Source organism: Sphingomonas sp. FG14 (assembly GCF_057809675.1).
Genome location: NZ_JBMDKK010000028.1, coordinates 14823 through 39731, shown reverse-complemented (window position 1 = coordinate 39731; position 24909 = coordinate 14823). Strand labels below are relative to the sequence as shown.

Annotated in this window: 25 protein-coding genes and 1 pseudogene; 7 read left to right on the top strand and 19 right to left on the bottom strand. The window is 65.6% G+C overall.

What is annotated here, in order from left to right; translation table 11 throughout:
• The 3 genes from ACODTA_RS28785 to ACODTA_RS28775 form a co-directional block, all read right to left on the bottom strand.
• On the bottom strand, positions 1–331 hold a 331-nt coding region (locus ACODTA_RS28785), incomplete at its 3' end, for a winged helix-turn-helix transcriptional regulator (RefSeq protein ID WP_489070875.1).
• A 412-nt stretch (positions 332–743) separates the two neighbouring features.
• Entirely contained in the window at positions 744–1472 is a 729-nt protein-coding gene (locus ACODTA_RS28780) for a methyltransferase family protein (RefSeq protein WP_083216029.1), read from the bottom strand.
• Positions 1469–1822: a DUF2933 domain-containing protein gene (locus ACODTA_RS28775; protein WP_458732683.1), complete on the bottom strand. Its 354-nt coding sequence runs from the start codon at positions 1820–1822 to the stop codon at positions 1469–1471. The genes ACODTA_RS28780 and ACODTA_RS28775 overlap by 4 nt, the downstream gene beginning before the upstream one ends.
• A 168-nt stretch (positions 1823–1990) precedes the next feature.
• On the opposite strand from ACODTA_RS28775, the gene ACODTA_RS28770 reads away from it, so the two are divergent.
• From ACODTA_RS28770 to ACODTA_RS28745, 6 genes and pseudogenes are all read left to right on the top strand, one after another.
• Entirely contained in the window at positions 1991–3451 is a 1461-nt protein-coding gene (locus ACODTA_RS28770; RefSeq protein WP_171012665.1) for an MBL fold metallo-hydrolase RNA specificity domain-containing protein, read from the top strand.
• Complete coding sequence (locus tag ACODTA_RS28765; protein WP_066701149.1) at positions 3448–4986, top strand: thymidine phosphorylase family protein; 1539 nt, start codon at positions 3448–3450, stop codon at positions 4984–4986. Before ACODTA_RS28770 ends, ACODTA_RS28765 begins: the two co-directional genes overlap by 4 nt.
• Complete coding sequence (locus ACODTA_RS28760) at positions 4983–5867, top strand: ribose-phosphate pyrophosphokinase (protein WP_062787958.1); 885 nt, start codon at positions 4983–4985, stop codon at positions 5865–5867. The genes ACODTA_RS28765 and ACODTA_RS28760 overlap by 4 nt, the downstream gene beginning before the upstream one ends.
• Before the next feature lie 169 nt (positions 5868–6036).
• A pseudogene (locus ACODTA_RS28755) lies at positions 6037–6233 on the top strand (hypothetical protein); the annotation flags it as partial.
• The gene (locus ACODTA_RS28750) at positions 6207–6482 is read left to right on the top strand and encodes a hypothetical protein (RefSeq protein WP_140159542.1); all 276 of its coding nucleotides are present in this window, start codon (positions 6207–6209) and stop codon (positions 6480–6482) included. The pseudogene ACODTA_RS28755 and the gene ACODTA_RS28750, both read left to right, overlap by 27 nt.
• Positions 6483–6826: 344 nt before the next feature.
• Positions 6827–7447, top strand: coding sequence for a response regulator transcription factor (locus ACODTA_RS28745; RefSeq protein ID WP_030541612.1), 621 nt, complete (start codon positions 6827–6829; stop codon positions 7445–7447).
• Positions 7448–7590: 143 nt separating this feature from the next.
• On the opposite strand, the gene ACODTA_RS28740 is transcribed toward ACODTA_RS28745, so the two are convergent.
• The 10 genes from ACODTA_RS28740 to atpD all read right to left on the bottom strand — a co-directional run bounded on the left by ACODTA_RS28740 (position 7591) and on the right by atpD (position 15828).
• A complete protein-coding gene (locus ACODTA_RS28740) occupies positions 7591–9357 on the bottom strand; it encodes an oleate hydratase (protein WP_066701150.1) in 1767 nt (588 codons plus the stop codon).
• 79 nt (positions 9358–9436) lie between these two features.
• Positions 9437–10285 carry a F0F1 ATP synthase subunit gamma gene (locus ACODTA_RS28735; RefSeq protein ID WP_021245233.1) on the bottom strand — a complete coding sequence of 283 codons (849 nt, stop codon included), beginning with the start codon at positions 10283–10285 and terminating at the stop codon, positions 9437–9439.
• Positions 10282–11814 (bottom strand): F0F1 ATP synthase subunit alpha, encoded by a 1533-nt coding sequence (locus ACODTA_RS28730; RefSeq protein WP_306303067.1) that lies wholly within the window; start codon positions 11812–11814, stop codon positions 10282–10284. The genes ACODTA_RS28735 and ACODTA_RS28730 overlap by 4 nt, the downstream gene beginning before the upstream one ends.
• The gene (locus ACODTA_RS28725) at positions 11786–12535 is read right to left on the bottom strand and encodes a F0F1 ATP synthase subunit B family protein (RefSeq protein WP_021245231.1); all 750 of its coding nucleotides are present in this window, start codon (positions 12533–12535) and stop codon (positions 11786–11788) included. Before ACODTA_RS28725 ends, ACODTA_RS28730 begins: the two co-directional genes overlap by 29 nt.
• Before the next feature lies 1 nt (position 12536).
• Positions 12537–12779: a F0F1 ATP synthase subunit C gene (locus tag ACODTA_RS28720; RefSeq protein ID WP_017501321.1), complete on the bottom strand. Its 243-nt coding sequence runs from the start codon at positions 12777–12779 to the stop codon at positions 12537–12539.
• The gene (locus ACODTA_RS28715) at positions 12776–13477 is read right to left on the bottom strand and encodes a F0F1 ATP synthase subunit A (protein ID WP_021245230.1); all 702 of its coding nucleotides are present in this window, start codon (positions 13475–13477) and stop codon (positions 12776–12778) included. The genes ACODTA_RS28720 and ACODTA_RS28715 overlap by 4 nt, the downstream gene beginning before the upstream one ends.
• On the bottom strand, positions 13474–13740 hold the full coding sequence (locus ACODTA_RS28710) for an ATP synthase subunit I (protein WP_017501319.1): 267 nt from the start codon (positions 13738–13740) through the stop codon (positions 13474–13476). The genes ACODTA_RS28715 and ACODTA_RS28710 overlap by 4 nt, the downstream gene beginning before the upstream one ends.
• Positions 13737–14012 (bottom strand): AtpZ/AtpI family protein, encoded by a 276-nt coding sequence (locus tag ACODTA_RS28705; protein WP_021245229.1) that lies wholly within the window; start codon positions 14010–14012, stop codon positions 13737–13739. Before ACODTA_RS28705 ends, ACODTA_RS28710 begins: the two co-directional genes overlap by 4 nt.
• Positions 14009–14419: a F0F1 ATP synthase subunit epsilon gene (locus ACODTA_RS28700; protein ID WP_037448025.1), complete on the bottom strand. Its 411-nt coding sequence runs from the start codon at positions 14417–14419 to the stop codon at positions 14009–14011. Before ACODTA_RS28700 ends, ACODTA_RS28705 begins: the two co-directional genes overlap by 4 nt.
• Positions 14416–15828, bottom strand: coding sequence for a F0F1 ATP synthase subunit beta (gene atpD / locus ACODTA_RS28695; RefSeq protein WP_037448022.1), 1413 nt, complete (start codon positions 15826–15828; stop codon positions 14416–14418). The genes ACODTA_RS28700 and atpD overlap by 4 nt, the downstream gene beginning before the upstream one ends.
• A 275-nt stretch (positions 15829–16103) precedes the next feature.
• On the opposite strand from atpD, the gene ACODTA_RS28690 reads away from it, so the two are divergent.
• Positions 16104–16523 (top strand): hypothetical protein, encoded by a 420-nt coding sequence (locus ACODTA_RS28690; RefSeq protein ID WP_017501314.1) that lies wholly within the window; start codon positions 16104–16106, stop codon positions 16521–16523.
• 27 nt (positions 16524–16550) lie between these two features.
• Here ACODTA_RS28690 and fabI read toward each other — a convergent pair whose 3' ends face one another.
• From fabI to ACODTA_RS28660, 6 genes are all read right to left on the bottom strand, one after another.
• Positions 16551–17324 carry an enoyl-ACP reductase FabI gene (fabI, locus tag ACODTA_RS28685; protein ID WP_066701151.1) on the bottom strand — a complete coding sequence of 258 codons (774 nt, stop codon included), beginning with the start codon at positions 17322–17324 and terminating at the stop codon, positions 16551–16553.
• The gene (locus ACODTA_RS28680; protein ID WP_037448015.1) at positions 17321–18511 is read right to left on the bottom strand and encodes an acetate/propionate family kinase; all 1191 of its coding nucleotides are present in this window, start codon (positions 18509–18511) and stop codon (positions 17321–17323) included. Before ACODTA_RS28680 ends, fabI begins: the two co-directional genes overlap by 4 nt.
• Positions 18504–19931, bottom strand: coding sequence for a bifunctional enoyl-CoA hydratase/phosphate acetyltransferase (locus ACODTA_RS28675; protein ID WP_066701152.1), 1428 nt, complete (start codon positions 19929–19931; stop codon positions 18504–18506). Before ACODTA_RS28675 ends, ACODTA_RS28680 begins: the two co-directional genes overlap by 8 nt.
• Before the next feature lie 3 nt (positions 19932–19934).
• A complete protein-coding gene (locus ACODTA_RS28670; protein ID WP_021245223.1) occupies positions 19935–21656 on the bottom strand; it encodes a PHA/PHB synthase family protein in 1722 nt (573 codons plus the stop codon).
• Positions 21657–22059: 403 nt separating this feature from the next.
• Positions 22060–22458 carry a Cu(I)-responsive transcriptional regulator gene (gene cueR / locus ACODTA_RS28665; protein WP_007406402.1) on the bottom strand — a complete coding sequence of 133 codons (399 nt, stop codon included), beginning with the start codon at positions 22456–22458 and terminating at the stop codon, positions 22060–22062.
• Positions 22455–24812, bottom strand: coding sequence for a heavy metal translocating P-type ATPase (locus ACODTA_RS28660; protein WP_021245221.1), 2358 nt, complete (start codon positions 24810–24812; stop codon positions 22455–22457). The genes cueR and ACODTA_RS28660 overlap by 4 nt, the downstream gene beginning before the upstream one ends.
• Positions 24813–24909 lie beyond the last annotated feature (97 nt).

Genomic DNA, 24909 nt, shown 5'->3' with positions numbered 1-24909 from the left:
CGATCGCCGCATAATTTAAGCCGAATGGCCTCCGGCAATCCCGGGGCGGTTCATGCGCCAATGGCCCCAAGCCATAGAGTTGATAGGATTCAGGCGGTGGCGACATCATTCGCGAGACCAGAGATACGCCTTCCAATTCCCGTAGGCGGACCGTGAGCACATTAGCGCTGATTTTCGGTATGGCTCGACGAATGGATGTAAATCGCAGCTCGTCTTTGCTCAGGGCTACCAGGATGTGCAACACCCATCGGGCACTCAATGTATGGAATATCGCGTCGGCCGCCGCAGGGTCTATCGCTTGAAAAAGCTGTCTTTCTGACTCGATGCACATCCAGTTACTTTCTCACCCTAAAAGGCGCACGGCCGGACTGAGTCAGCTACGCCGTTCGCGGTTCCGTCGGGCCCGGCTTGGCGGTGCTTGGAGGGTCGCCGACCCGCTCATGGACAATTGCGGAGGGCGTGCGCGAACGGCGGCGGCGAGCGGCCGAACTTGTGACCACCACTGCCTTGGTACGTCTTCGTCCCAGTGAAGAGCAGATGAGGGAAGGCGCTTTTTGACATCACGATTTGCCGATGCGCGAAGGTCCGATGAGGGACGACTCTGGGGCACCACGACGGATTTCATGTCACGCGATCCGCCAAATCAAGTGAAGCTACTCCCGACAAATCAAAGTACCGCAGTGCAACGCGCCTGATGCGTGCGTCACCGTTCGAATATAATACGCGGCGAAGCGTCCAACCCCTCAGCCTCGGCGCGGCGGAGCTTGCTCTTCGGGCCTCATCGCCTTACCTGCCGCCTCCCCCCGAGCGGGGTTGGAGTCGGAGAAACGAGCCGACCGACCACGTAGCCGCGGAACAAAGGCGGGTACGCGGTCCATATACGCACGATATGCCTGGCCAAATTCCGCGAGCGCCGCCTTCTCCTCATGCCGGGCAAGGCGAATATACATCACCACCAACACCGGAAACATGGCGAGCGTCAGTAACGTCGGCCATTGCAGCAGAAATCCGAGCATCACGAGGATGAACCCGATATATTGCGGATGGCGAACCTTGGCATAGATTCCCGTCGTTGCGGGCTTGTGAACGCGCTGGGCTGCGTGAAGCGGCGCCCATCCGGCCGAGATCAGCCAGAAGCCCGCGCCGATCAGCACGAAGCTGGCAAGATGGAACGGGCCAAAATGTGGGTTGACCCTCCAGCCGAACATCATCTCGAGCAGATGGCCGGCATCGTGGCTCCACCAGTCGAGGCCGGGGAAATGCGACTGGAGCCAACCCGAGAGCAAGAAGATGGTGAGCGGGAAGCCATACATTTCGGCGAAGAGTGCAACGATGAATGCGCTGAATGCGCCGAAGCTGCGCCAGTCGCGCCCGGTGGCGGGTTTGAAGAAGCTGTACGCGAATAGGATGAACACGGAGGCGTTGACCAGCGCCAGCCCCCAAAGACCATAGCCATAATCGGTATGCGTCATCGCGGCCCCCCTTCCACGCGCTCGTTCGAATTCGCAGGCAGTCCGGTCGGGACAGCACCCGGCATCTGGTCATGGCCATGCTGATGGCCGCCATGACCGTGATGCATGAACAGGTGCATGAGCGGACAGGCGAGCAGGATCAGATAGGGCAACACACCCAGGAAATGTGCGGTGTGCTCGGTGATGAGGAAAAAGCCCGCGACTAGCAGGAAGCCGATCAAAACGATCTTTCCACGCTTGCGCATGCGATGGTCATGCCCGTCCATATGCCGCTCTTCTCTCGCCAATGTCTTGCGAGCATAGATCCGAGTCCCGGGAGCAAGGTATAAGTAGAGACCGAAGTCCGTCATTCGCCCAAGAAGGCGATGCCGGCTGGTTCACAAACCTCACCATCCCTATCGGCGTTACGCAGTGGTCATGACGCGGCCGTCATTCTGCGGCTTTTGCGTATAGGCGTGCGCTGGTCGTCCACCAATGCTGCGCTAAGGACAATAAGCGTGAGAGGCAGGCCAGAGTTCATGCACAAGAAAAGGAAAAAGCATCATTCCCGCGGCCATGTCGGGGTGAACCTGCTCGAACGGGAAGCAAGGATCGACCTCGCCACGCGACCTGCCGACGGCCTTGGCGTCGCGTTCCTCGGCGCATCGGAAACGGTGACAGGGTCGCGCTATCTGGTGGACGACGGCGATACGCAGGTCGTGGTCGATTCAGGCCTGTTCCAGGGTCCGAGGGATTTGCGCCGCCTCAATTGGGCGCCGATCGCGCCCGAGGTTGCCGATGTCGGCCTGTTGCTGCTGACGCACGCGCATCTTGATCATTCCGGCGCGCTGCCACGCATGGCGCGCCTTGACTGGGACGGGACCGTCCTCAGCACCCGGGCGACCGAAGCTTTGTGCGAGCTTCTGCTCCCCGACAGCGGGCACCTCCAGGAAAAGGATGCGGAGTTCGCCAATCGCCACGGCTTTTCCAGGCACCAGCCCGCGCTGCCGCTCTACACGCAGGCTGACGCCCGCCTTGCGCTGCAGCTGTTCCGCACGGTCGAGTTCGGGGCGTGGCACCCGATCGCGGACGGCATCAGGGCGCGCTATCATCGCGCCGGCCACATCCTCGGCGCCGCCTCGATCGAGATCGATTGGAAGGGCCGCACGATCCTCTTCTCAGGTGATGTCGGGCGCTATGGCGACGCAGTCATGAAGGATCCCGAGCCACCTGCCCGTGCCGATTATGTCCTCGTGGAATCCACCTATGGCGATCGCCGCCACGAACAGGTCGATCCGACCAAGACCCTGGGGGACCATGTCGAACGGTGCGTCAAGCGTGGCGGGACCGTGGTGATCCCCGCCTTCGCCGTGGGCCGCGTCCAGTCCCTGCTCTACCATTTTTCCCGGCTGCGCGCCGAAGGCCGTCTGCGCGACATCCCGATCTTCCTCGACAGCCCGCTGGCGATCAACGCGAGCGGGCTGATGTGCGATTTCATGGACGAGCATCGCCTGACACGCGCCGAGTGTGAAGCGGCGTGCGGGGTCGCGCACTATGTGCGCGAAGTGGAAGAATCCAAAGAACTCACCGCCAACCCCGCCCCTAAGGTCATCATCTCGGCCAGTGGAATGGCGACGGGCGGCCGCGTGCTCCACCATCTCAAGCGCTTCGCGCCGGATGGGAAGAACCTCATCCTCTTCTCGGGCTTCCAGGCGGCGGGCACCCGCGGCGCCGCCATGATCGGAGGCGCCCGGACGATCAAGATCCACGGTGAGTATATCCCGGTCGAAGCCGAGGTCGCCAACCTGACGATGCTCTCGGCCCATGCCGACAGTGACGAGCTGATGCGCTGGCTCGGGTCTCTGCACGAGGCCCCACGCCATGTCTATGTCACCCATGGCGAGCCGACCGGCGCCCAGGTTCTGGCAAAGCGCGTCTCGGAGGAGCTGGGCTGGGCATGCAGCGTACCGGCGCTGGGTAGCTGGGGCATGCTCGCATGAAGCCCGGGATTATCGAGGACGCCGAAGCAGAGCCTGTCGCGACGACGCTGCGGGCACACCGCATCGGCCTGTCGGCTGCCGGAAGCGATCAGATCGCGGTCATGCGCCACGACTGTCCGGTCTGCCGCTCGGAAGGTCTCGCGTCGCGCGCGCAAGTTGCGCTGCGCGCCGGCGGGCGGGAAATCGTCGTCTCGCTGCTGCATAGTTCCGCGGAGGCTCCAGCGCCAGGCGAGATCGGCCTGTCCGAATCCGCTTGGCAGCGGCTCGGCGTCAGTGACGGCGATCCGGTCGAGATCGCGCACGCCCAGCCTCTCGCCTCGCTCAGCGACGTGCGTCGGCGCGTCTATGGCAATCGGCTTTCCGATGGGGCTTTTTCAGCGATCATCACCGACATCGCCGAGCGACGCTATAGCGATGTCCATCTCTCGGCGTTCGTCACGGCCTGCTCAGCGGTCCCGCTCGATACGGACGAAACGATCAGCCTGACCAGGGCGATGGTCGATGTCGGCGAGCGATTGCAGTGGCCCGAAGAGGTCATCGTCGACAAGCATAGCGTCGGTGGATTGCCGGGCAATCGCACCACGCCGATCATCGTCTCGATCATGGCCGCCGAGGGCCTCATCATGCCGAAGACATCGTCGCGGGCGATCACCTCGCCGGCCGGCACGGCGGACACGATGGAGGTGCTGGCCCCTGTCGACCTCGACGTTTCCGCAATCCGCAAAGTGGTCGAGCGCGAAGGCGGCTGCATCGCCTGGGGCGGCGCCGTTAATCTCAGTCCGGCCGACGATGTGATCATCGGCGTGGAACGGGTGCTCGATATCGATGCCGTCGGGCAGATGGTCGCCTCGGTGCTGTCCAAGAAAATCGCGGCCGGTGCGACCCATCTGGTCATCGACATCCCGGTTGGGCCGACGGCGAAGGTACGCGGCGCCGATGCCGCCGACACGCTCGAGCGCGCGCTGAGCTCGGTCGCCCAAGCCTTCGGGCTTCGCACGCGCGTGATGCGCGGCCCCGGCGCCGAGCCGATCGGACGGGGCATCGGTCCGGCGCTCGAGGCGCAGGATATCCTTGCCGTGCTCCAGGGGCAGCCGGGCGCCGAGGATCTCGCCCACCGGGCCTGCGAGCTGGCGGGAGGACTGCTTGAGCTCGCGGACGCAGCCCCGGCCCGCGAAGGTTATGCGCGTGCGCGGGCGTGCCTCGAAAGCGGCCGGGCCTGGGCCAAGTTCCAACGTATCTGCGAAGCGCAGGGCGGCATGCGGGCTCCACCGGTCGCCCGGTTCCAACAGGATATGATCGCTCCCTATAGCGGCCGCCTGGTGAGTATCGACAATCGCAAGCTCGCGACGGTCGCGAAGCTTGCCGGCGCGCCGATGGCCAAGGCCGCCGGCGTCGCGCTGCAGTGTCGGCTGAACCAGATGGTGGATGCCGGGGCTCCCTTGTGCACCATTCATGCCGAGAGCCCGGGCGAGCTCGACTATGCGGCGGCCTATGCGGTGAGCGACGGGCCGATCTTCGGGATTGAAGCGCTATGAACCGTCCCGTGCTGTTCGCGCTGTCTGGCAGCGAGGCCCTGGCACAGCCGCTATCCGCCGCGCTCGATGCAGAGGTCGGCACGATCGAGCATCGTCAGTTTCCTGACGGGGAAACCTATCTCAGGGTCGTAAGCGACATCAGCGACCGCGAGGTCATCCTGCTGTGCAGTCTCGATCATCCGGACGCCAAGCTGTTGCCGCTGCTGTTCGCAGCCGACACCGCGCGCGATCTGGGCGCTCGCAGGATCGGGCTCGTCGCCCCCTACCTCGCTTACATGCGCCAGGACATTCGCTTCCATCCCGGCGAGGCGGTGACGTCGCGAACCTTTGCCGCGATCCTGTCTCGCCATCTCGACTGGCTGGTGACGGTTGATCCGCATCTCCATCGCTATCATGCGTTGTCGGAAATCTACCGCATCCCGACCCAGGTCGTTCATGCCGCGCCGCTTCTGGCCTCGTGGATCAAGCGCAATGTCGCTCGTCCGCTGATCATCGGTCCGGACCTGGAAAGCGAACAGTGGGTCTCGCAGGTGGCGGCCGATGCCGATGCTCCGTTTCTCGTGTGCGAGAAAATCCGGTCCGGCGACCGTGACGTCACCATCTCGATTCCGAATGCCCCAGCGTTTCTCGATCGCCAGCCGGTGCTGGTCGACGATATCGCCTCATCCGGCCGAACCCTCGCCGAGGCGGCGCGCCAGCTGGTCGACATGGGGTTCACGCGACCGGATTGCGTGGTCGTGCATCCGCTTTTCGCCGGCGATGCAGCGCAAGTCCTGGGTGGGCTCGTCGAGAGGATCGTCAGCACGAACGCTGTTGCACATACTTCGAATGATATCGACGTGATGCCGGCGATTGCGGAGTCCGTTCGCCGCGGGATCTGAACGGTGCGCTGCGCGTCAGTTCTTCAGTACTCAATGCTCAATGCACGATGAAAACGAACGCCCGGCAAACGCCGGGCGCATTCCCATTCATTGAACCTAAGCGAGTCCGAACCAATCTTCCGGGAACTCCGCTTTCGGAGAAAGTCGCGGCAGGAAAGGAGGATATGTCATGTCGCACACACGCTCGTTCCTTGATCCCTTCATCGTTGCTCGGCACCCGCAGCTTGAGCCCGAAGTGAAGCCCGCCATCCTTGCATCCTGGGCGTCCGATCGCTCCGCCGTCGAGGGCCAACCGGCCCTCCGTCGCCCGCCAGCATCCCGGTGCCGGTCGACGATGTGATGGCAGCGCTGCGCTGGCTCGATCGCGCTGAGCGCGGCGCGGGCCTGGCATCCTTGGTTCGTCAGGAACAACCCGGTATCGGTGCCATCCTCGCCGGGAATATCGAAACTGCGACACGGAAGGCGGGCGATCTCTGCGATGATCAGCCTTCGATCTCAAAACCCTATGATCACCGGTTCGTGCTGAATCGGATTCGCCGTGCCGTAGCGGCGCGCGAGCGGAGCTGCGATCCGCCCCGGACATCGGCGTTACGGCGCGCTGCTGACACAGAATAGCGATTATCAGCTTCTTGCCATGACAACATGACGCGTCGAGCTTAGGAGCAACCAGCGCGCTCATCCCCCAAGAGGCGTGCCCACTCCCGGCGGCAGCGTCTTGCGGCGCCTTGCCGCCGGGAGACCAGAGGGAGCGCCGCCCCGTTCGCAAGAGCGGTCATCTCGCAAAGTTCGGCACATGATGCCGGGTCGCTTACCCCCCTCTCGCCGAGCACCTGCCTTGCCTGTTGTGATGCGGCGGTATTTCGGCCTTGACCTTGGACCATGGTCCTACCCGTAGAAGGTCTCCCCTTTGAAGCTGTGCCCGCTGGGGTGCGCAGCAATGCCAACACGTCCGGGGGGCCATGGAGAGCAAGCGCGTCGTTCATGTCATTGATGACGAAGAAACAATCAGGAAAGCTGTAGGATTCACATTAAGGACAGCGGGATTTGCCGTCGAGACCTATGGCTCGGGAGTCGACTTTCTGAAAATTGCAGATGAAGCTGAAAGAGGTAGCATCGTTCTCGACATGCACATGCCGGACATGAACGGTCTACAGGTTCAGGCAGCGCTGACGCAGATGGATATAAGCATGCCAGTCGTGATGCTGACCGGCAACGGAGACATTGCGCTTGCTGTCCAAGCGATGAAGGCGGGTGCTGTCGATTTCCTGGCCAAACCTATCGAACGGGCGCTGCTGCTCGATGCGATAGACCGAGCGTTCGCGCGCATCGACACGGCCGAGGGGCGCGCTCTCGAAGAAGCCGAGGCATGCCGACAGGTCGATCTACTGACACCGCGCGAACGGGATGTTCTCGAAGGCCTTGCGCAAGGCCTTCCGAACAAGACCATCGCCTATGATCTGGGCATTTCTTCACGGACGGTCGAAGTCCATCGCGCGAGCATCATGTCCAAGCTTGGAGTCCGTACCCTTGCCGAAACCTTGCGGATCGCCTTTGCGGCTGGAATGGGAAGGCCGCTGTAGGTAAAGGCGGCCAGGGCTGCTGCGGTTGAATCTCTGCGTGTCACCTGATGGCGCGGACATAGTGCCTGCCGGGATGCATCGACGTTGTTCATCAGCTTTTGGCGGAATTTTCGTGAGCCCAGGCGAAGGGTCGCGCTTGATTGCTATCGCGAAAGGAGATGAAACTCTTCCAACAGCTGGGCGATCTCTGTGCCTTCAAGCTTCTTCATCAACAGCTTGCGCAGGAAGGACGGGCCGGGAATGTCGATCCCTTTGCCATCCCTGAGCGGCCCGATTGTGGCCAGAAGCGTGCGGATATCATAGGTTGAGTTGAACACTTCCGGCACGCCGCGTTCGACCTTCATCAGGGTGTAGACGGCCTCCATCGGCGTGCGCACCGAATATTCCGTCGTGAAGATACAATCACGCTGCTTCGACTCGGCAAACTGGCCGACAAAGGCGAAGTTGACCGCGCCCTCGGGCACCACGTCCGGCCGGTCGCCGGCCTGGCGCGGCATGAAGAAGGCGGTGATGTAGGGCATCATCACCGGCACGGTCTTCGCCCCCGTCGCGGCGAGGCCGGGGATGTCCTCGACCGGCACGCCGAGATGATAAAGCCATTCCTGCGTGATCTCCTCGCCCGTGCAGTCCTGCATCGGCTTCTTCACATAGTCGCCCGGCCGGTCGACGAACAAGGCATAGAACCAGGCGACGATCTGGTCCTTCGGCTGTTTCCTGAAGTGGGGTTGCCGGCTGACCGTCCAGCTCAGCAGCCAGCTCGAGTCCTTGACCGTGACGATGCCGCCAGTCACCACCGTGCCGCTGAACGGATCGCGCCTGGCGATCTTGCGAATGTACGCCGGAATGCGCGCGTCGAGCGTGGTGATGGTCGCCGACGCCCATTTGGTTTCCGGGATGTGCGATCCGAACACGTCGGGACGACCAAAGGCCGGGTCCTTGGCCGCGATCCGGCGCCACAGGTCCCAGGCCGGCGCCGGCCCCTCATTCAGCCTGGCCGGTGTATGATGATCGCCATTGTCGGAATTTTCGGTCAGCGATCCGATGGTGATGAAGACGAGATCATCGGCGCCGAGATCGACGCCGCCTTCGACGCCGTTTTCGATCCAGGCAATCCGGGTCGCCTGCTTGCGGCCGGGCTGGATGTCGAAATCGACGTCGGTGACCTCGACGCCGTAGCGAAATCTGACACCGCGATCCTGCAACCATTTGACCAACGGCAGGACCATCGATTCATATTGGTTGTAGCGGTTGAACTTGAGCGAGGAAAAATCCGCCAGACTGCCGATATGGTGGATGAAGCGATGCAGATAGAGCTTCATCTCGAGCGCGGAATGCCATTCCTCGAAGGCGAACATGGTGCGCCAGTAGAGCCAGAAATTGCTCCTGAGGAAATCATCGCCGAAGACTTCGTTGATCCGCTTGTTCTCCATCTCCTCCCGCGTCGCGAGGAAGACGGAGATCAGATCTTTTTGCGCGCGACCGCCGAGTGTCAGCAAAGCCTTGTCGGGCACATCCTGGCCCTGGTTCTGCGTCACGCGTTGAAGCGAAAAATTGGGATCGTCCTTGTTGAGCCGGTAGAATTCGTCGAGCACACTCGCATCCTCGATCTCCAGCGAAGGGATCGAGCGATAGAGATCCCAGAGGCATTCGAAATGCTCCTCCATCTCGCGCCCTCCGCGGATGACGAACCCCTTTTCGGGGACGTCGAGGCCGTCGAGCGCGCCGCCGGGAACATGCAGCTCCTCAAGGATGGTAATATGCTCGCCGGCGACGCCGCCGTCGCGGATCAGGAACGCCGCGCCTGCCAGTCCCGCAAGACCCGAGCCGACGAACCAGGCCGTCTTCCTGTCAGCGCCCTCAGGTTTGCGGGGCCGCACGAAAGCTTCGTAGTTCCCGCTACTATAGTGCATGCTCAACTCCATCCTTGATCCCGACGACAATGGCGGTTCTGCGGTTTCTTGCTGAACAGCAGAAATGCCTGCCCTGCATTCATTCTCGCCGATGTCGCCCGCCGCTCAGTTCGACGACTTCACTGGTGATCTGATCCTGACGCGTGAGGCGCTCCTCGAGGCGCAGGGCCTCGCCCTTGCGATCGATGTGGCTGCGGGCGGTCGCCATGGTGCGCAGCCGTGCCTCATTCTCGGCGACGAACGTCTCGACCGCAGCCGCGCAGATGTGGGCGAAGACATATTCCGCGGTCAGGTCGCCGATAAGGTCCGCCGCGTTGATATTGACGAGCGGCGGCAAATCCGCCGTGGACGCGGGGAAAGTGTCGAGGTCGAGCGGCAGGAGGCTCGCGCGCACGATCGAGACGCCCTTGCCGCTGCTCCAGACCGGATAAGCCATGGTGATGGGCACCGCGCCGACCTCGTCCAGATAGTCGTACAGCGCGTCGATGATGCTTGTCGCGAGTGCGGGCAGCGCATCGGCCTTGCTCGGCATGCTCGCGCTCCATGCGATGCGCAGACCGCGCTCGGCCGCAAGCGTGGCCGTGCGCGCGCCAATCAGAAGAATATGCCTGTCCTGCATGTCGGCCGCGGCGCCGTCGAGCAGCTGCTCCGGAAAGGCCCCGGCAAAGCCTTGCTCCGCACCGAACAGGATAAGGCCGCCTCTCGCACCACCGACCGCCCGCGCCGGAAAACGCGCCAGTGGCTCGTCAAGGCGGCGCGCCTGGCCAATGGCGGTGCGGGCGGTCTCCGCATAGCGTCGCACCGCAGGCAGCAGCGCGCGCGCCTGATGCGCCCGCTGCGCGGCGATGCCCTGCATGGCGTTGACCACCGCACCGAGCTGGCGGACGGTCTCGATCCGCTGGCCGATCTCGGCGAGGCGATCGCTCATGATGCAGAACCGGCCGGCTGGCTTTCGATCAGCGCTTTCACCGTCGTCATCAGAGCGGACCGCTGCGCGGTGTCGATCTGTCCAGTCCGCTCGATCTGCGCGCATAGATCGGGGACGTGATCGTCGATCCAGGCGGGCAGCCGCGTGCGGAGCGACGATATCTCCGAGACCGCCATGCCATCGAGCAACCCTTCGCCGAGCGCCACGACCAGCGCCACCTGGTCGACGACCCGTAGTGGACTCGACAGCGGTTGCACGAGCAAGGCGCGCAAGCGCTTGCCGCGTTCGATCTGGGCGCGGACACGCGGCTCGGGCTGCTCGCCGAAGCGGGTGAACATCTCGAGCTCGAGGAACTGCGCATAGTCGAGGCGCATGGTCCCGCTCGCGTCGCGCAGGACGCGAAGCTGCGTCTTGCCGCCGACCCGGCTCACGCTCGTGCCCACATCGATGGCGGGCTTGTGCCCCTGCGCGAACAGCTTCGCGTCGAGAATAATCTGACCGTCGGTGATCGAGATCAGATTGGTCGGGATATAGGCGCTGACGTTGCCGGCATCGGTCTCCGCGATCGGCAGAGCCGTGAGCGAACCGCCCCCCTTCTCCGTCGAGAGACGCGCCGCACGTTCGAGCAGGCGGGAATGGAGGAAAAAGACGTCGCCGGGATAGGCCTCGCGCCCGGGCGGCTGTCCGGTCAGCAGGGCGATCTCGCGATGGGTCGCGGCATGCTTGGTGAGATCGTCGAGCACCACCACCGCATGGCCGCCACCATCCCGAAAATACTCGGCCATCGTGAAGCCCGCGAACGGCGCGATCCATTGCAGCCCCGGCGCCGCGGCGGGGCTCGCCACGACGAAGATGGTGCGGTCCGGCGCGCCATGCCGCCGCACCTGGTCGACCACGCGCGCGACCGCCGAGCTTTTCTGGCCGATCGCGACATAGACGCAGATCATGTCGCTGGTGCGCTGGTTGATGATCGTGTCGACCGCGAGCGCCGTCTTGCCTGTGGCGCGGTCGCCGAGAATGAGTTCGCGCTGCCCCCGGCCGATGGCGAACATCGCATCGATTGCGAGCGTGCCGGTCTGCACCGGCTGGACGACGAGGTCGCGTTCGATGATCGCCGGCGCCGGCCGTTCGACAGGATCGAAGCGCCTGGCCCGGATCGGCGCGCCCCCATCGAGCGGACGGCCGAGCGGATCGACGACTCGGCCAAGCAATGCCTCGCCAACCGGCACGCGCACCACCTCGCCCGAGCCGGTTACGGTGTCTCCTGCCTCCACCTGGGCGGCATCGTCGAGCAGCACGCAGCCGATCCGGTCCCGGTCGAGCGTGTGGACGAATCCGGTCTGGCCCCGGGCGAAATAGAGCAATTCGTCGAGGCGCGCGTCCGGAAGGCCCGAGACCATGGCAACGCCGTCGCCGATCGATTCCACCCGGCCAATTGCATCGACACGCGGCCCGAGATTGGCGCGCGTGATGCAGCTCTGGGCCTGCGTCAGCCAGTCTTCAGGCGATCCGGGCATGATCGTCTTCATTGAGGCTCTCAACCATGGCGTCGAGATCGGCGCGCCAGCTGTTGCGCACGACGGCGTGGGGCGTGCGAAGCTCCGCGCCGGCGATGAGATCTGGATCGACTGCGAAGATCGGGGTCGCGGTATCCGGCAGGATTTCGCCAAGCGCGCGCGCTACCTGCGTCTGCAGATCGGCCGTCAGCGGCGCGGGCGTCGCGACGGTGACGGGCCCGGCGGCCGCCAGGCTGCGGCGATCCGCCTCGGAAAGGTCTCCGAGCCGCGCCTTGAGCGCGTCGACCATGGCCTGCACCGTCTGCTCGGGCGGGAGACGAGCGAGCAACGTGCCTGCCATCGAGGCGGCGAGGTTCGCTGCCTTTTCCCGCCACTGCGCCGCCACCCGCCCGCGTTCGGCATCGATCGCCGCATGGCCTTGCTCGACGACGGCGTCCGCCTCGAGCCTGGCCTGCGCGAGGAGGCGCTGGCGCTCCGCTTCGGCCTCGGTCCGGATCTCGGCGCGGCGAGCCGCCGCATCCGCGACGAAGCCGTCATTCTGCGTTTTGAGCGCCTGCGCTTCGGCCTGTGCCCGGTCCTTTGCCTCCCGCGCTTCGTCGAGCAGCGCCTGGGCCGATGCCTGGCGGGCAGCGATGGCATCCATCACCGGACGGAACAGGAAGCGTCCGAGCAGCCACACGAGGATGAGGACATTGACCGCCTGCAGCGCGAGCGTCCACCAGTCGATCCGCATGTCAGGCGAACGGGTTGGCGAAGAGCAGCAGCAGCGCGATCACGAGGCAGTAGATCGCCATCGTCTCGATCATCGCGAGGCCCACGAACAGCGTGCGCGAGACGGTGTTGGCGGCTTCGGGCTGGCGCGCGATCGCGTCCATCGCGGCGGCGACGGCCCTGCCCTGCCCGAGCGCCGGGGCGATTGCGCCGATCGAGATCGCGAAAGCGGCTCCGAGGATGCTGGCGAGATGGATCCAGTTCATGCGGGGGACTCCTGTTTGGATGGCGGGCGGGCGCCGTTCTCGCTGATAGCGCTCCCGATAAAGACCATGGCGAGCGCGCCGAAAATGTAGGCCTGGACCGCGCCGGTCAGCATTTCGAGCGCCATGAGCGGGATCGGGACGAGCAGCCCGGCGAGGCTCAGCACGACGCCGATCATGAAGACGCCGCTCATGACGTTGCCGAACAGGCGCACCATCAGCGAGAAGCTGCGGGTGAAGAGCTCGACGATATTGAGCGGGGCGAGCAGGATCGAGGGGCGCGCGAAGGTCGCGAGATAGGCCCTGGGCCCGAGCGCGCGGACGCCGAACCAGAGCGTCGCGCCGAAGACGATCAGCGCCAGCGCCGCGTCGGTTTCGAGGGTCGCGGTCGGCGGCTCGACGCCGGGGATCAGCGACGACCAGTTGGCGACCAGCAGGAACAGGAACAGCGTGCCGATCAGCGGCAGATAACGCTGCGGTTCCGCCTCCATCGTCTCGCGGATCTGGCCGGCGACGGTCTCGACGACCAGCTCGAGCGCCGCTTGGGCTCGGGTTGGGCGTAACGCAAGGCGGCGGGTCAGCAGCCAGCTTCCGATTGTAAGGAAGGCCATGATGCCCCAGGTCGTGGCGACCGGCTGGCTGATCGGCACCGGACCGATCGCGAACAGCACATGGCTTTCAAGTGGTGACGCGAATTTCATCGGGCGCCTCCGAGCCGGTGGAGCATGATCTGGCGCCCGCCCATGAAGCCGGTTGTTGCGGCAAGAAGCGCCGGCCACCCTTGCCGGCTGGCGATGACGAGAACCAGAATAGTGACGGCGAGACGCCCGAGCCTGAGCAGGATCGCGCGCGATGCCGGGCCGCCATGGGTGACGAGGTCGGCTTCTCTGGCGATGGCCGCGAAATGGGCGAGGCCGACCGCAAATCCGAGGGCCAGGAACAGGATGGGGGAGAGCTGGCTCATTGCCGGTGCATCCAGCGCCAGCCCGACCAGCAGCCGAGGGCGAGCCCGACGAGCAGGAGCGGCGCGGTCCAGAAGATGCCGCTATCCAGCCGGTGGTCGAGCCAGCGGCCGATCGCGAGACCGACCAGCGCGGGCAGGACGATCTGCCAGCCGAGCACGCCGATCTGGCCGAGATTGCGGGCGACGGAAGGAAGCCGCTGCGCAAGCCGCCGCCGTTCCGCGCGGGTCCGGATGGCTTCGACGATCGGCTGCTCGGGCTTGTCCGCGGTCACAGACCAAGCTCCCGGCCACCACCCTGCAGGGCCTCGACCATATGGCGGATCGCCTGCATCCTGAGCTTCGCCGACGCGGTCCGTTCGGATCGTTCGCCCTCGTCGCGCTCGCGGTAGCGCGCGAGCACGTCATGCTCGAGCGTTCCGAGGTCATCGCCGACATGGCCTTCGCGCGTCGCGACCGCGACCCCCGTGCCGTGGCTTACGGTCAGAATGCCGTTGCGCACCGCGCAATAGCCTGGAGCGCCATCGGCGCCCCGCCAGGAGACGATCGAGACGCCAAGCGCGGTCAGGAAATCGGCGTGGCCCGACAGGATGCCGAAACTGCCGCTGGCATCCTCGGCGCGAACCGACCTGACGTCCGTGTCGACGAGGATCGCGGTCGGATCGGTGATCCGCAGCTTCATGCGCCCTGCCCCACGCGAGAGCGTGCCTCTTCAATATCGCCTACCATGTAGAAGGCGCTCTCGGGCCAGTCGTCGGTCGCGCCGGCCAGGATGGCCGCGACGCCCTTCAGCGTATCGGCCAGCCCCACAGAACGGCCGGCTTGCCCGGTGAAGGCCTGGGTCACCATGAAGGGCTGGGTCAGGAAGCGCTGCAGCCGCCGCGCCCTGCCGACGATCAGCCGATCCTCGCGGCCCAGCTCCTCGATACCGAGCAGCGAGATGATGTCCTGGAGCTCGCGATAATGCGCGATCGTCTCCCGGACCTGCTGGGCGAGCGCGTAATGATGATCGCCCACGACCTGCGGATCGAGCAGGATCGACGAGGATCCCAGGGGATCGACCGCGGGATAGATGCCTTCGGCCGCCATGGCGCGCGAGAGCAGAATGGAACTGTCGAGATGGGCGGAGATGGCGGTGACCGCAGGGTCGGTGAAATCGTCGGCGGGCACATAGACCGCCTCGATCGCGGTCACCGCCGCTCCATGCACCGAGGCGATGCGCTCCTGCAGCGCGGCCACTTCGCTGGCCAGCGTCGGCTGGTAGCCGACGCGTGAAGGCATGCGTCCGAGCAGGCCGGAGACTTCGCTGCCGGCCTGGACGAAGCGGAACACATTATCCATGAGCAGCAGGACATTGCGCTTCTGCTCGTCGCGGAAATATTCGGCGATGGTGAGCGCGGTCAGCCCTACCCGCCAGCGCGCGCCCGGCGGCTCGTTCATCTGCCCGAAAACGAGCACGGTCTTGTCGATCACGCCCGAGCCGCGCATGTCCGTGAGCAGCTCATGGCCCTCGCGCGATCGCTCTCCGATGCCGGCAAAGACGGAAACACCTTCATAGCGCGCGACCATCGCGTTGATGAGTTCCATCACCAGCACGGTCTTCCCCACCCCCGCGCCCCCGAACATCGCCGCCTTGCCACCCTGGGCGAGCGGCGCGAGCAGATCGATGACCTTGATGCCAGTCTCGAACATCGCCGTCGCCGCGTTCTGGTCTTCGAGCGGCGGGGGTGCGCGGTGAATGGGCCTCAATGGAACATCCGGCCCAAGCGGCGCGCCGCCGTCACCCACCTGCCCGGTCGGCGTAAGGAGCCGCCCCAGAACCTTGTCTCCGACCGGGACCGCGATGGGGGCGCCCAAGGCCGTCACGCCGACATTACGAGCGAGACCGGAGGTCGGCTGAAGCGCGACGGCGCGGACGGTGCGGTCATCGATATGGCTCTGCACTTCCGCGACCAGCGGGCCTGACGATGCATCGACGCGCAGCGCTTCATTGACCGCGGGCAGCGGCCCTTCGTCGAACTCGACGTCGAGGACGGGACCGCGCAGCGCCGCAATCCGGCCGAGCCTGGCTATGGACGGTATCACGCCCATGCCGGTTGCCGGGTCAGACCATAATCATGCCCGACCGTGCCGCGATCATGACGGGACGGGTAGAAGTCGCTGCCCGCGGGCACGACATGGACGACAAGCCAAAAGTGCATTGGCTGAGCGTCGCAGGCAAGCCGCAGATTCGGCATACGTAGAGTTACCGATTCTCTCTGATTCAGCCTCGCCGAATAACGGCGGCGCGACGCGATGGGCCTCAGGCCAGGGCGCTATGCCCGATATGCCAGAGCTCAAACGCGAAGAGAAAGGTTCACCGTTTCATGCCCTATCCCGTTGATCAACTCGCCGCGCTCGCCAAAGCGAATGTCGGCCTGATGCTGAAGCTCGCCGAAGTCGCCCGGAAAGGTGGCGAAGAGTCGCTCGAGGTCGGCAACCGCGCCGCCGGCCGCTTCGCCGAAGAGGCGCGTGCCTCGATTGCGGGCGCGACGGACAAGACGTCGGACGCCGGCGCGGTCAGCCCGGCCGGACCGCGGGCACTGTTCGAGGACATGGCCACGGTCCGCGAGCATATGATTGCCGGCACAAGATCGGCGTTCGAGGAATGGCAGCAGGCCTGGCAGGCCGTCGCGAGCGCTCCGACGGCTCCCGGGGCGCTGGATGCCTTTGCTGCCATTGTCGGACCATGGTTCGGGCAGAAAAGCCCGGGCGACGGCGAGAAGCAGGCCACCAGCGACAAATAGGATAGCCCCCGATCGCGGCGAGCCGCCCTAGCCGAGCAGGTGCTGACCGCCATCGACCGGAATGATCGTGCCGGTGATATGGCGGCCGGCATCGCTCACCAGAAAGGCGGCGAGCCCTCCGACATCCTCGATGGTCACGAGCTGGTGCTGCGGGACCGTCGCCGCGGCCCGTTCGAGCAGCTCGTCGAAGCGGTCGATGCCGCTGGCAGCGCGGGTCGCGATCGGGCCTGGCGAGATCGCATGGGCGCGAATGCCCTTGGGGCCAAGCTCAGCCGCGACATAGCGGGTCGCGCTTTCGAGGGCCGCTTTGACCGGCCCCATCAGGTTGTAGTGCTCGACCACCCGCTCCGACCCGTAGAAGGTGACGCACAGCAGGCGGCCGCCATCCGACATCAGCGGCTCGGCGAGACGCGCCATGCGCAGGAAGCTGTGGCACGAGACGTCCATCGCCAGCGCGAAGCCTTCGGCCGAGCTGTCGACGACGCGGCCGTGCAAATCCTCCTTCGGCGCGAAAGCGATCGAGTGAAGCAGGAAATCGAGGCCGCCCCATTCGGACTTCACCCGCTCGAACAGGGCCTCCACTTCGCCCGGCACCCGGACATCGCACGCGGCGAGCCATTCGACTCCCAGGGTCTCCGCGACGGGCGCCACGAACGGCTCGGCCTTTCCGTTGAGATAGGTCGCCGCCAGTCTCGCCCCACAGTCGTGAAAGGCCTGGGCGCAACCCGCCGCGATGCTATGCGCGTTGGCGATACCGATCACCAGGCCGCGCTTGCCAGTAAGATCGACGAGAGGTTTCATGCTTTCGGCTCCTCACGCAGCAGATCGGCGGCGTGGATAGCGATCATCCTTTCCTCATCGGTCGGGATGACGCGGACGGCGACACGGCTGGACGGCGCGCTGATGACTGCATCTCCTCGGAGGTTCGCGTCCGCGTCGAGGTCCACGCCGAGCCAGCCGAGCCGACCGGCGACGCGGGCGCGAATTTCAGGCGAATTCTCGCCGATCCCGGCAGTGAACACGAATGTGTCGAGACCCCCGAGCGAGGACGCGAGAGCGCCGGCCTGGCGCGCGATCTGCCAGACGAAGAGCTCGATCGCTTCCCCAGCGGCGGGCGTTTCGCTGCCGAGAAGCGCGCGCATGTCGCTGGAGACGCCGGACACGCCCAAAAGGCCGGACTCACTGTAGAGGAGATGCTCGACTTCACGCGCCGTCATGCCCCTCTGCTGGAAAAGATAGAGCACCGCGCCCGGGTCGAGCGCGCCGCAGCGCGTACCCATCACCAGCCCGTCGAGCGCGGTGAACCCCATCGTCGTGTCGATGCTGCGCCCCCCGGCCATCGCGCAAAGGCTGGCCCCGTTGCCGAGATGCGCGGCGATCGTGCGGCCACCGCCTGTATCGGGATCGATCGAACGCAGCTGCCGCGCGATATATTCGTAGGAGATGCCGTGAAAACCGTAGCGCCGCATGCCCTCTTCGCCAAGCGCGCGCGGCAGCGCGAGGCGCGTCGCGATCGGGGGCTGGCCATGATGGAAGCCGGTGTCGAAGCAGGCGACTTGCAGCACAGCGGGGCGCAGCCTGGAGACGGCGCGGACCGCGGCGAGATTATGGGGCTGATGCAATGGCGCCAGTGGGCAAAGCGCCTCGAGCGCGGCGAGGAGTGGCGCGTCGACCCGCGCCGGCGCTGAATAGTCGGTGCCGCCATGAACGATCCGATGGCCGACCGCGATCAGATCGTCGCCGACCGAGGCTTCGATCTCCCGCAGCAAATCCTCGAGCAGCGTCTCGTGCGTGATCGTGCCGTCTTTCGTCCAGCGCCGCTCGGCAAGGACATCCCCCTTCGCATCGCGCGCGATCAGGTGCGGCTCAAGGCCGATATTCTCGATCTTGCCGCTCGCCAGCAAAGAGGGCTCATCAGTGCCCGGCTCGGCGTAGAGCGCGAACTTAAGGCTCGACGAACCGGCGTTGAGGCACAGGATTTCAGCCATCGCGGCGCTGTCCCGCAACGCCGGGAGCCGCCTTGGTCGCAGCCCGCGCCAGCAGCACCGCGAGCGCGCAGGAGGCGAGGCGCGTGCGCACGCTGTCTGCCCGGCTGGTGAGGATGATCGGAGCGCGCGCGCCGAGCACCACGCCTGCGGCATCGGCGCCGCCCAGGAAGGTCAGCTGCTTTGCGAGCATGTTGCCGGCCTCCAGATCGGGCACCAGCAGGATGTCCGCCTGGCCGGCGACCGGCGAGACGATACTTTTCTCGCGCACGGCCGCCTCGCTGATCGCATTATCGAGGGCGAGCGGGCCATCGAGCAGCGCGCCTTCGATCTGGCCCCGGTCCGCCATCTTGCAGAGCGCCGCGGCATCCAATGTGGTGCGCATTTTCGGATTGACCGTTTCGACGGCGGCGAGGATCGCGACCCTGGGCTGTTCGATCCCGATCACATGGGCAAGGTCGATCGCGTTGCGCGCGATGTCGGCCTTGTCCTCAAGCGTCGGCTCGATGTTGATCGCGGCGTCGGTGATGATGAGCGGGCGCGGATAGCCGGGCACGTCCATCACATAGGCGTGGCTGATCCTGCGTTCGGTCCGAAGGCCCGTGTCGGACGATACGACCGCGCCCATGAGCTCGTCAGTATGAAGCGAGCCCTTCATCAGCAGCGCGGCTTCGCCGGCCCGCACGCGCGCGACGGCTTCGGCGGCGGCGGCGTGGCTGTGCGGGACGTCGATCACCCGGAAGGCCGCAATATCGACACCGGCGTCCTTCGCCGCATTCGTCATACGCGCCGCAGGGCCGATGAGAATCGGAACGACGATGCCGGCGTCGGCGGCCTCAGCCACTGCGCGCATGGCGTCGGCGCTGCACGGATGGACCACGGCCGTGACGCACGCAGATCCGTCCTTGGCGCGCGCCATCAACTGGCGGAAGCGGTCGTGGCTGGCGATCCGCACGTCGGGAAGCGGCATGCGGGGCCGGCTGACTTTCTCGGTGGGCGCCTTGACCTCGGCCTGGCCGCTGATGACGGTCTCGCCCTTCTGGTTCACACAGGTGCAGTCGAGAACGATGACATGATGCTCGGCGCGCTTCTGCGCGACGGTGACGCAGGCCGTGATGGTGTCGCCGACGCCCACCGGGCGGGTGAAGCGAAGCGATTGGCCGAGATAGATCGCACCGGGCCCTGGCAGCTCGGTTCCCAGGATCGCCGAGATGAGCCCCGCGCCCCACATGCCATGAGCGATGACCCTGTGGAACATGTCCGTTTCGGCATAGACAGGGTCGAGATGCGCCGGATTCACGTCGCCTGACACCGCCGCGAAGAGCTGGATGTCGTCGGCGGACAGCGTGCGGGTGAGGCTGGCCGTATCGCCGACGGCGATCTCGTCGAACGTGCGGTTCTCGATGAGGTTGGCGGCGGCCATGGCTCAGCGCTCCAGCACGTAGCGCCCGGGGGCATCACCGAGCGGCGGATAGTTCCGTTCGGGCGCGCCCATCGCCGGTGGGGCCGCCGCCTCGCCCGAGTGCGATCCAAGCCATGAACTCCATTCCGGCCACCACGACCCTTCGCGCACCTCGGCCCGCTCCAGCCAGGCATCGGGACCTGGCGCCGGGCCATCCTGCATCCGTGTCGCGATGCGATAATGGCGATGAGGATGCCCGGGCTCGGAGACGATCCCGGCATTGTGGCCACCGCTCGTCAGCACGAAGCGGATCTCCGCGCCCGTCAGCATGTGGAGCTTGTGGGTCGAGCGCCACGGCGCGACATGGTCGGTTTCCGTGCCCACCATGAAGATCGGCATGCGCAGCCCCGAGAGCGAGACCGGGTGGCCGCCGGCCTCGTAGCGCCCTTCGGACAGGTCATTGTCGAGGAACAGGCGCCGAAGATATTGCGCGTGCATGGCATAGGGCATGCGGGTGCCGTCGGCGTTCCATGCCATGAGGTCGGTCATCGGCTCGCGCTCGCCCATGAGATAGGTCGAGAGGATGCGCGACCAGAGCAGATCGTTGGACCGCAGCATCTGGAAGGCGCCGCCCATATGGCTGCTGTCGAGAAAGCCGCGCGCCCACATCATCGCATCGATCAGGTTGATCTCCGCCTCGTCGATGAACAGACCAAGTTCGCCCGGCTCGCTGAACTCGGTCTGGGCGGCGAACAGCGTGACGCTCGCCAGACGCTCATCTTCATCGCGCGCCATCGCGGCCGCGGTGATGGCGAGCAGCGTGCCGCCGATACAATAGCCGGCCGCGTGGATCTTCTCGGTGCCGGTAATCGCCTGGATGACATCAACGGCGGCCATCGGCCCAAGCAGGCGATAATCCTCCATGTCGAGATCGCGGTCGGCGCTGTCGGGATTGTGCCAGGAGATGCAGAACACGGTGTAGCCCTGCCCTACCAGCCAGCGGATGAGCGAATTTTCCGGCGACAGGTCGAGGATGTAATATTTCATGATCCATGCCGGCACGATCAATATCGGCTCCGGACGCACCGTCTCGGTTGCGGGCGCATATTGGATCAGTTCCATGACCCTGTTGCGAAACACGACCTTGCCAGCCGTGGCTGCGACCTTCTCGCCGACCCGATAGGCCTCCGTGCCCGCTGCGGGCTCCCCGCGTACCAGGCGTTCCAGGTCGTCGCAAAAAAATCGCGCACCCTCGACAAGGCATTGTCCTCCGGTTTCGAGGATGCGCTGCTGGAGCACGGGGTTGGTCGGGATGAAATTGGTCGGGGACACCATGTCGAGCATCTGGCGGGTCGCGAACTCGACGATCGCTTCGTGGTGCCCGGTGACGCCGCTCACGCCGGTCGTCGCGGCATGCCACCATTGCTGCTGGAGCAGGAAGGCCTGCTCGATCAGGTCGAACGGATGGCGCTTCCAGGCTGCGTCGGCGAAGCGCCGATCCTGGGGCAGCGGATCGATCGCCGGCTCGGGATCGCTGCCGGATGCGCTGCGCATGGCATAGTCGGCGAGCCGCATCAGCTTGCGCCCGCCCTTGGCGGCGAGCTGCAGCTGCCTGCCTGGCGAGCAGAGAATGTGCGTCCACCAGTCGGAAAAAGACTGCGCCAAAGTGGCGGGCGACTGGCCTGAAGTCAGCTGCGCGATGGCGGCGAAGCTCGACCGATCCAGCGTCGTGGCCAGACCGTCCAACGGGTCAGGGATATTGCTTCGACTCTGCACATTTTCGCTCCTGCTGCGGTGCAACAAGCCCTGAAGCGCAGGAAGCCTCTGCGCACTCCGTAGTCCTACGGAGGGATTGCCTCGCATATGCCAGCCCCAGAAGTCAGAGCTCAGCACGACATTGCTGTATGAAAAGCGGCCAAATACGATCAGGAGGCTCAGTGCGGTCGCACGGGCGAGCCAGCTATCCCGCCGAACCAGTCCCGCAATACCGGCGAAAGGGTCTGCGGGTTGCCGCCGATATGGCGAAGATCCTCCGCCAGCAGTGGCGGGCGGACTGCGAGGAAATATATCGCGAGGCCCGTCGTGAGAATGCCAAGTGCGATCAGCACCCCGGCCGCCAGAGCGGGTCTGGTCCGAGAGGCGGCCGGCGCTAACATTTTCTGTCGAGACTCAGTTCGGCGATGATGGGACAATCTGGCCGCTCGTCGCCATGACAGCGCTCGGCGAGATCGACGAGGGTCTCGCGCAGGGTCGTCAGCGCTTCGGCCTTGCGCTGCAATTCCTCCGCCCGCGCCAACGCGACCCGCTTTACATCGGCGCTGCTGCGGCCCGTGTCGGCCCACAGGCCGAGCAGGGTCCGGATCTCCTCGATCGGAAAACCGAGATCGCGGGCATTGGCGATGAACCGCAGGCGATGGAGGTCACTCTCGCCATAGTCGCGATAACCCGCTCCCCGGCGCGGCGGCGCCGGGATGAGGCCGATCTTCTCATAATGGCGGATCATCCGCTCCGAGACCCCGCTTTGCTTCGACGCCTCCCCGATGTTCACAGCGCTTTCCGGTTGAGGCGCAGCGCGTTGGTGACCACGCTGACCGAGGAGAGCGCCATGGCGGCGGCCGCGATGATCGGCGAGAGCAGGATGCCGAACAGCGGATAGAGCGCGCCCGCCGCCACCGGCACCCCGGCGACATTGTAGATGAAGGCGAAGACCAGGTTCTGGCGGATGTTGGACATGGTCGCCTGGCTCAGCCGCCGTGCCCGCACGATGCCCATGAGATCGCCCTTGAGCAGCGTCACGCCCGCGCTCTCGATCGCGACGTCGGTGCCCGAGCCCATGGCAATACCGACATCGGCGGCAGCCAGTGCGGGGGCGTCGTTGACCCCGTCGCCGGCCATCGCCACCACGCGCCCCTCGCTTTTCAACCGCGCGACGACGGCACTCTTCTGGTCGGGCAGTACCTCGGCTTCGACATCGTCAATGCCGAGCCGCCTTGCCACCGCCTCTGCTGTGGTGCGGTTGTCGCCGGTCAACATCACCACGCGAATGCCTTCGGCCTTGAGTGCGGCCAGGGCCTCCGGCGTCGTCTGCTTCACGGGATCGGCGATTGCAAAGGCGCCGCCGACGGTGCCGTCGACGCCGATGAAGATCGCGGTGGCGCCATCCCGGCGCAGGGCGTCGGCCTGCTCCGCCAGCGCGTCGGTTGCTATGCCCTCTTCCGAGAGGAACCGCGCATTACCGAGCACGATCCGGCGGCCGTCGACGGTGCCGAGCGCGCCGCGTCCGGTGGGGGAATCGAAGTCGGTGACGTCGCTCGTGGGGATGCCGCGATCCTTGGCGGCCTCGACGATCGCCAGCGCGAGCGGATGCTCGGAGGCCCGCTCGACCGAGGCGGCAAGCCGCAGCAGTTCGGCTTCGTCGAAGCCGGGCGCCGGCACGATCTGGGTGACGGCAGGCCGGCCTTCGGTCAGCGTGCCGGTCTTGTCGACGACGAGCGTGTCGACTTTTTCCATATGCTCGAGCGCTTCGGCATTCTTGATGAGGACGCCGAGCCCGGCGCCGCGGCCAACCCCGACCATGATCGACATCGGCGTGGCGAGACCCAGTGCGCAGGGACAGGCGATGATCAGCACGGCGACCGCCGCAACCAGCCCGTAGGCGAAGCGCGGCTCGGGGCCCCAGATGCCCCAGGCGATGAACGCGACCACCGCGACCGCGATGACCACGGGCACGAACCAGCCCGACACCTGATCGGCCATGCGCTGGATCGGCGCGCGCGAGCGCTGCGCCTCGGCGACCATCTGGACGATGCGCGCCAGCATGGTGTCCCGGCCAACCTTGTCGGCGACGATAACGAGCGCGCCGGTCTGGTTGAGCGTGCCGCCGATCACCGTGTCGGCCTTGGCCTTGGTGACGGGCATGGACTCACCGGTGACCATCGACTCGTCGAGCGAGGAACGGCCGTCCTCGACCACGCCATCGACCGGCACCTTCTCGCCGGGACGCACACGCAGGCGGTCGCCGACCGCAACGAGATCGAGGCTGATTTCCTCTTCACTGCCATCGGAACCGATCCGGCGCGCGGTCTTTGGCGCAAGGTTAAGCAGCGCCTTGATCGCGCCCGAGGTCCGCTCGCGCGCGCGCAGTTCGAGCATCTGGCCGAGCAGCACGAGGACAGTGATCACCGCGGCCGCCTCGAAATAGACGGCAACCATGCCGTCCTCTCCGCGGAAGGCGGGCGGGAACAGCTGGGGCGCGAGCGTCGCGACGACGCTGTAGATCCAGGCGACCCCGGTCCCCATCGCGATCAGGGTGAACATGTTGAGGTTGCGGGTCTTGAGCGAGGCCCAGCCACGCTCGAAGAAGGGCCAGCCCGCCCAGAGCACGACGGGTGTCGCCAGCACGAACTGGATCCATACCGAGATCGACATCGGCACGAGGCGATGGATCGCGGGAAAGAGATGCGCGCCCATCTCGAGGATCAGCACCGGGAGGGCCAGCATCAGGCCGACCCGGAAGCGCCGTGTGAAATCGACCAGCTCATGGCTGGGGCCGCTGTCGGCAGTCACGGTCGCGGGCTCGAGCGCCATGCCGCAGATCGGACAGGACCCGGGATGGTCCTGCCGAATCTCGGGATGCATAGGGCAGGTCCAGATCGTGCCTTCTGGCACCGCGACTGGCGGTGCCGGCGGGCCGAGATAGCGCTCGGGATCGGCGATGAATTTTGCCCGGCAGCCCGCGCTGCAGAAATGATAGCTTTCACCGCCATGCTCGGCATGGTGCGCAGTGATCGCAGGATCGACGGTCATGCCGCAGACCGGGTCCTTGACGCCAGCCGCTGGTTTCGCAGCGCCGTGGCTGCCGCAGCAACCGCCGCCATGCGCCGCTCCATGTGTCTCGTTCATCGCCTTGCTCCTTTCGACGCCTGACGATCTAGGGTCTGACACCGTGTCAGGGTCAATACGTAATCGCCTAAGCGGACAAATCGGCGGGCCCGTTCGC

Excerpts from the sequence above, each read along its gene's own strand:
- ACODTA_RS28725 (WP_021245231.1), bottom strand. The coding sequence starts at position 12,535 with ATGCGGATCGACTGGTGGACGCTCGCGCTGCAGGCGGTCAATGTCCTC.
- ACODTA_RS28745 (WP_030541612.1), top strand. The coding sequence starts at position 6,827 with ATGGAGAGCAAGCGCGTCGTTCATGTCATTGATGACGAAGAAACAATC.
- ACODTA_RS28730 (WP_306303067.1), bottom strand. The coding sequence starts at position 11,814 with ATGAAGACGATCATGCCCGGATCGCCTGAAGACTGGCTGACGCAGGCC.
- ACODTA_RS28780 (WP_083216029.1), bottom strand. The coding sequence starts at position 1,472 with ATGACGCATACCGATTATGGCTATGGTCTTTGGGGGCTGGCGCTGGTC.
- atpD (WP_037448022.1), bottom strand. The coding sequence starts at position 15,828 with ATGGGCGTGATACCGTCCATAGCCAGGCTCGGCCGGATTGCGGCGCTG.
- fabI (WP_066701151.1), bottom strand. The coding sequence starts at position 17,324 with ATGAAACCTCTCGTCGATCTTACTGGCAAGCGCGGCCTGGTGATCGGT.
- ACODTA_RS28715 (WP_021245230.1), bottom strand. The coding sequence starts at position 13,477 with ATGAAATTCGCGTCACCACTTGAAAGCCATGTGCTGTTCGCGATCGGT.
- ACODTA_RS28775 (WP_458732683.1), bottom strand. The coding sequence starts at position 1,822 with ATGACGGACTTCGGTCTCTACTTATACCTTGCTCCCGGGACTCGGATC.
- ACODTA_RS28710 (WP_017501319.1), bottom strand. The coding sequence starts at position 13,740 with ATGAGCCAGCTCTCCCCCATCCTGTTCCTGGCCCTCGGATTTGCGGTC.
- ACODTA_RS28700 (WP_037448025.1), bottom strand. The coding sequence starts at position 14,419 with ATGAAGCTGCGGATCACCGATCCGACCGCGATCCTCGTCGACACGGAC.
- ACODTA_RS28750 (WP_140159542.1), top strand. The coding sequence starts at position 6,207 with ATGGCAGCGCTGCGCTGGCTCGATCGCGCTGAGCGCGGCGCGGGCCTG.
- ACODTA_RS28660 (WP_021245221.1), bottom strand. The coding sequence starts at position 24,812 with ATGAACGAGACACATGGAGCGGCGCATGGCGGCGGTTGCTGCGGCAGC.
- ACODTA_RS28735 (WP_021245233.1), bottom strand. The coding sequence starts at position 10,285 with ATGAGCGATCGCCTCGCCGAGATCGGCCAGCGGATCGAGACCGTCCGC.
- ACODTA_RS28740 (WP_066701150.1), bottom strand. The coding sequence starts at position 9,357 with ATGCACTATAGTAGCGGGAACTACGAAGCTTTCGTGCGGCCCCGCAAA.
- ACODTA_RS28765 (WP_066701149.1), top strand. The coding sequence starts at position 3,448 with ATGAAGCCCGGGATTATCGAGGACGCCGAAGCAGAGCCTGTCGCGACG.
- ACODTA_RS28770 (WP_171012665.1), top strand. The coding sequence starts at position 1,991 with ATGCACAAGAAAAGGAAAAAGCATCATTCCCGCGGCCATGTCGGGGTG.
- ACODTA_RS28760 (WP_062787958.1), top strand. The coding sequence starts at position 4,983 with ATGAACCGTCCCGTGCTGTTCGCGCTGTCTGGCAGCGAGGCCCTGGCA.
- ACODTA_RS28720 (WP_017501321.1), bottom strand. The coding sequence starts at position 12,779 with ATGAACTGGATCCATCTCGCCAGCATCCTCGGAGCCGCTTTCGCGATC.
- ACODTA_RS28675 (WP_066701152.1), bottom strand. The coding sequence starts at position 19,931 with ATGGCCGCCGCCAACCTCATCGAGAACCGCACGTTCGACGAGATCGCC.
- ACODTA_RS28690 (WP_017501314.1), top strand. The coding sequence starts at position 16,104 with ATGCCCTATCCCGTTGATCAACTCGCCGCGCTCGCCAAAGCGAATGTC.
- ACODTA_RS28680 (WP_037448015.1), bottom strand. The coding sequence starts at position 18,511 with ATGGCTGAAATCCTGTGCCTCAACGCCGGTTCGTCGAGCCTTAAGTTC.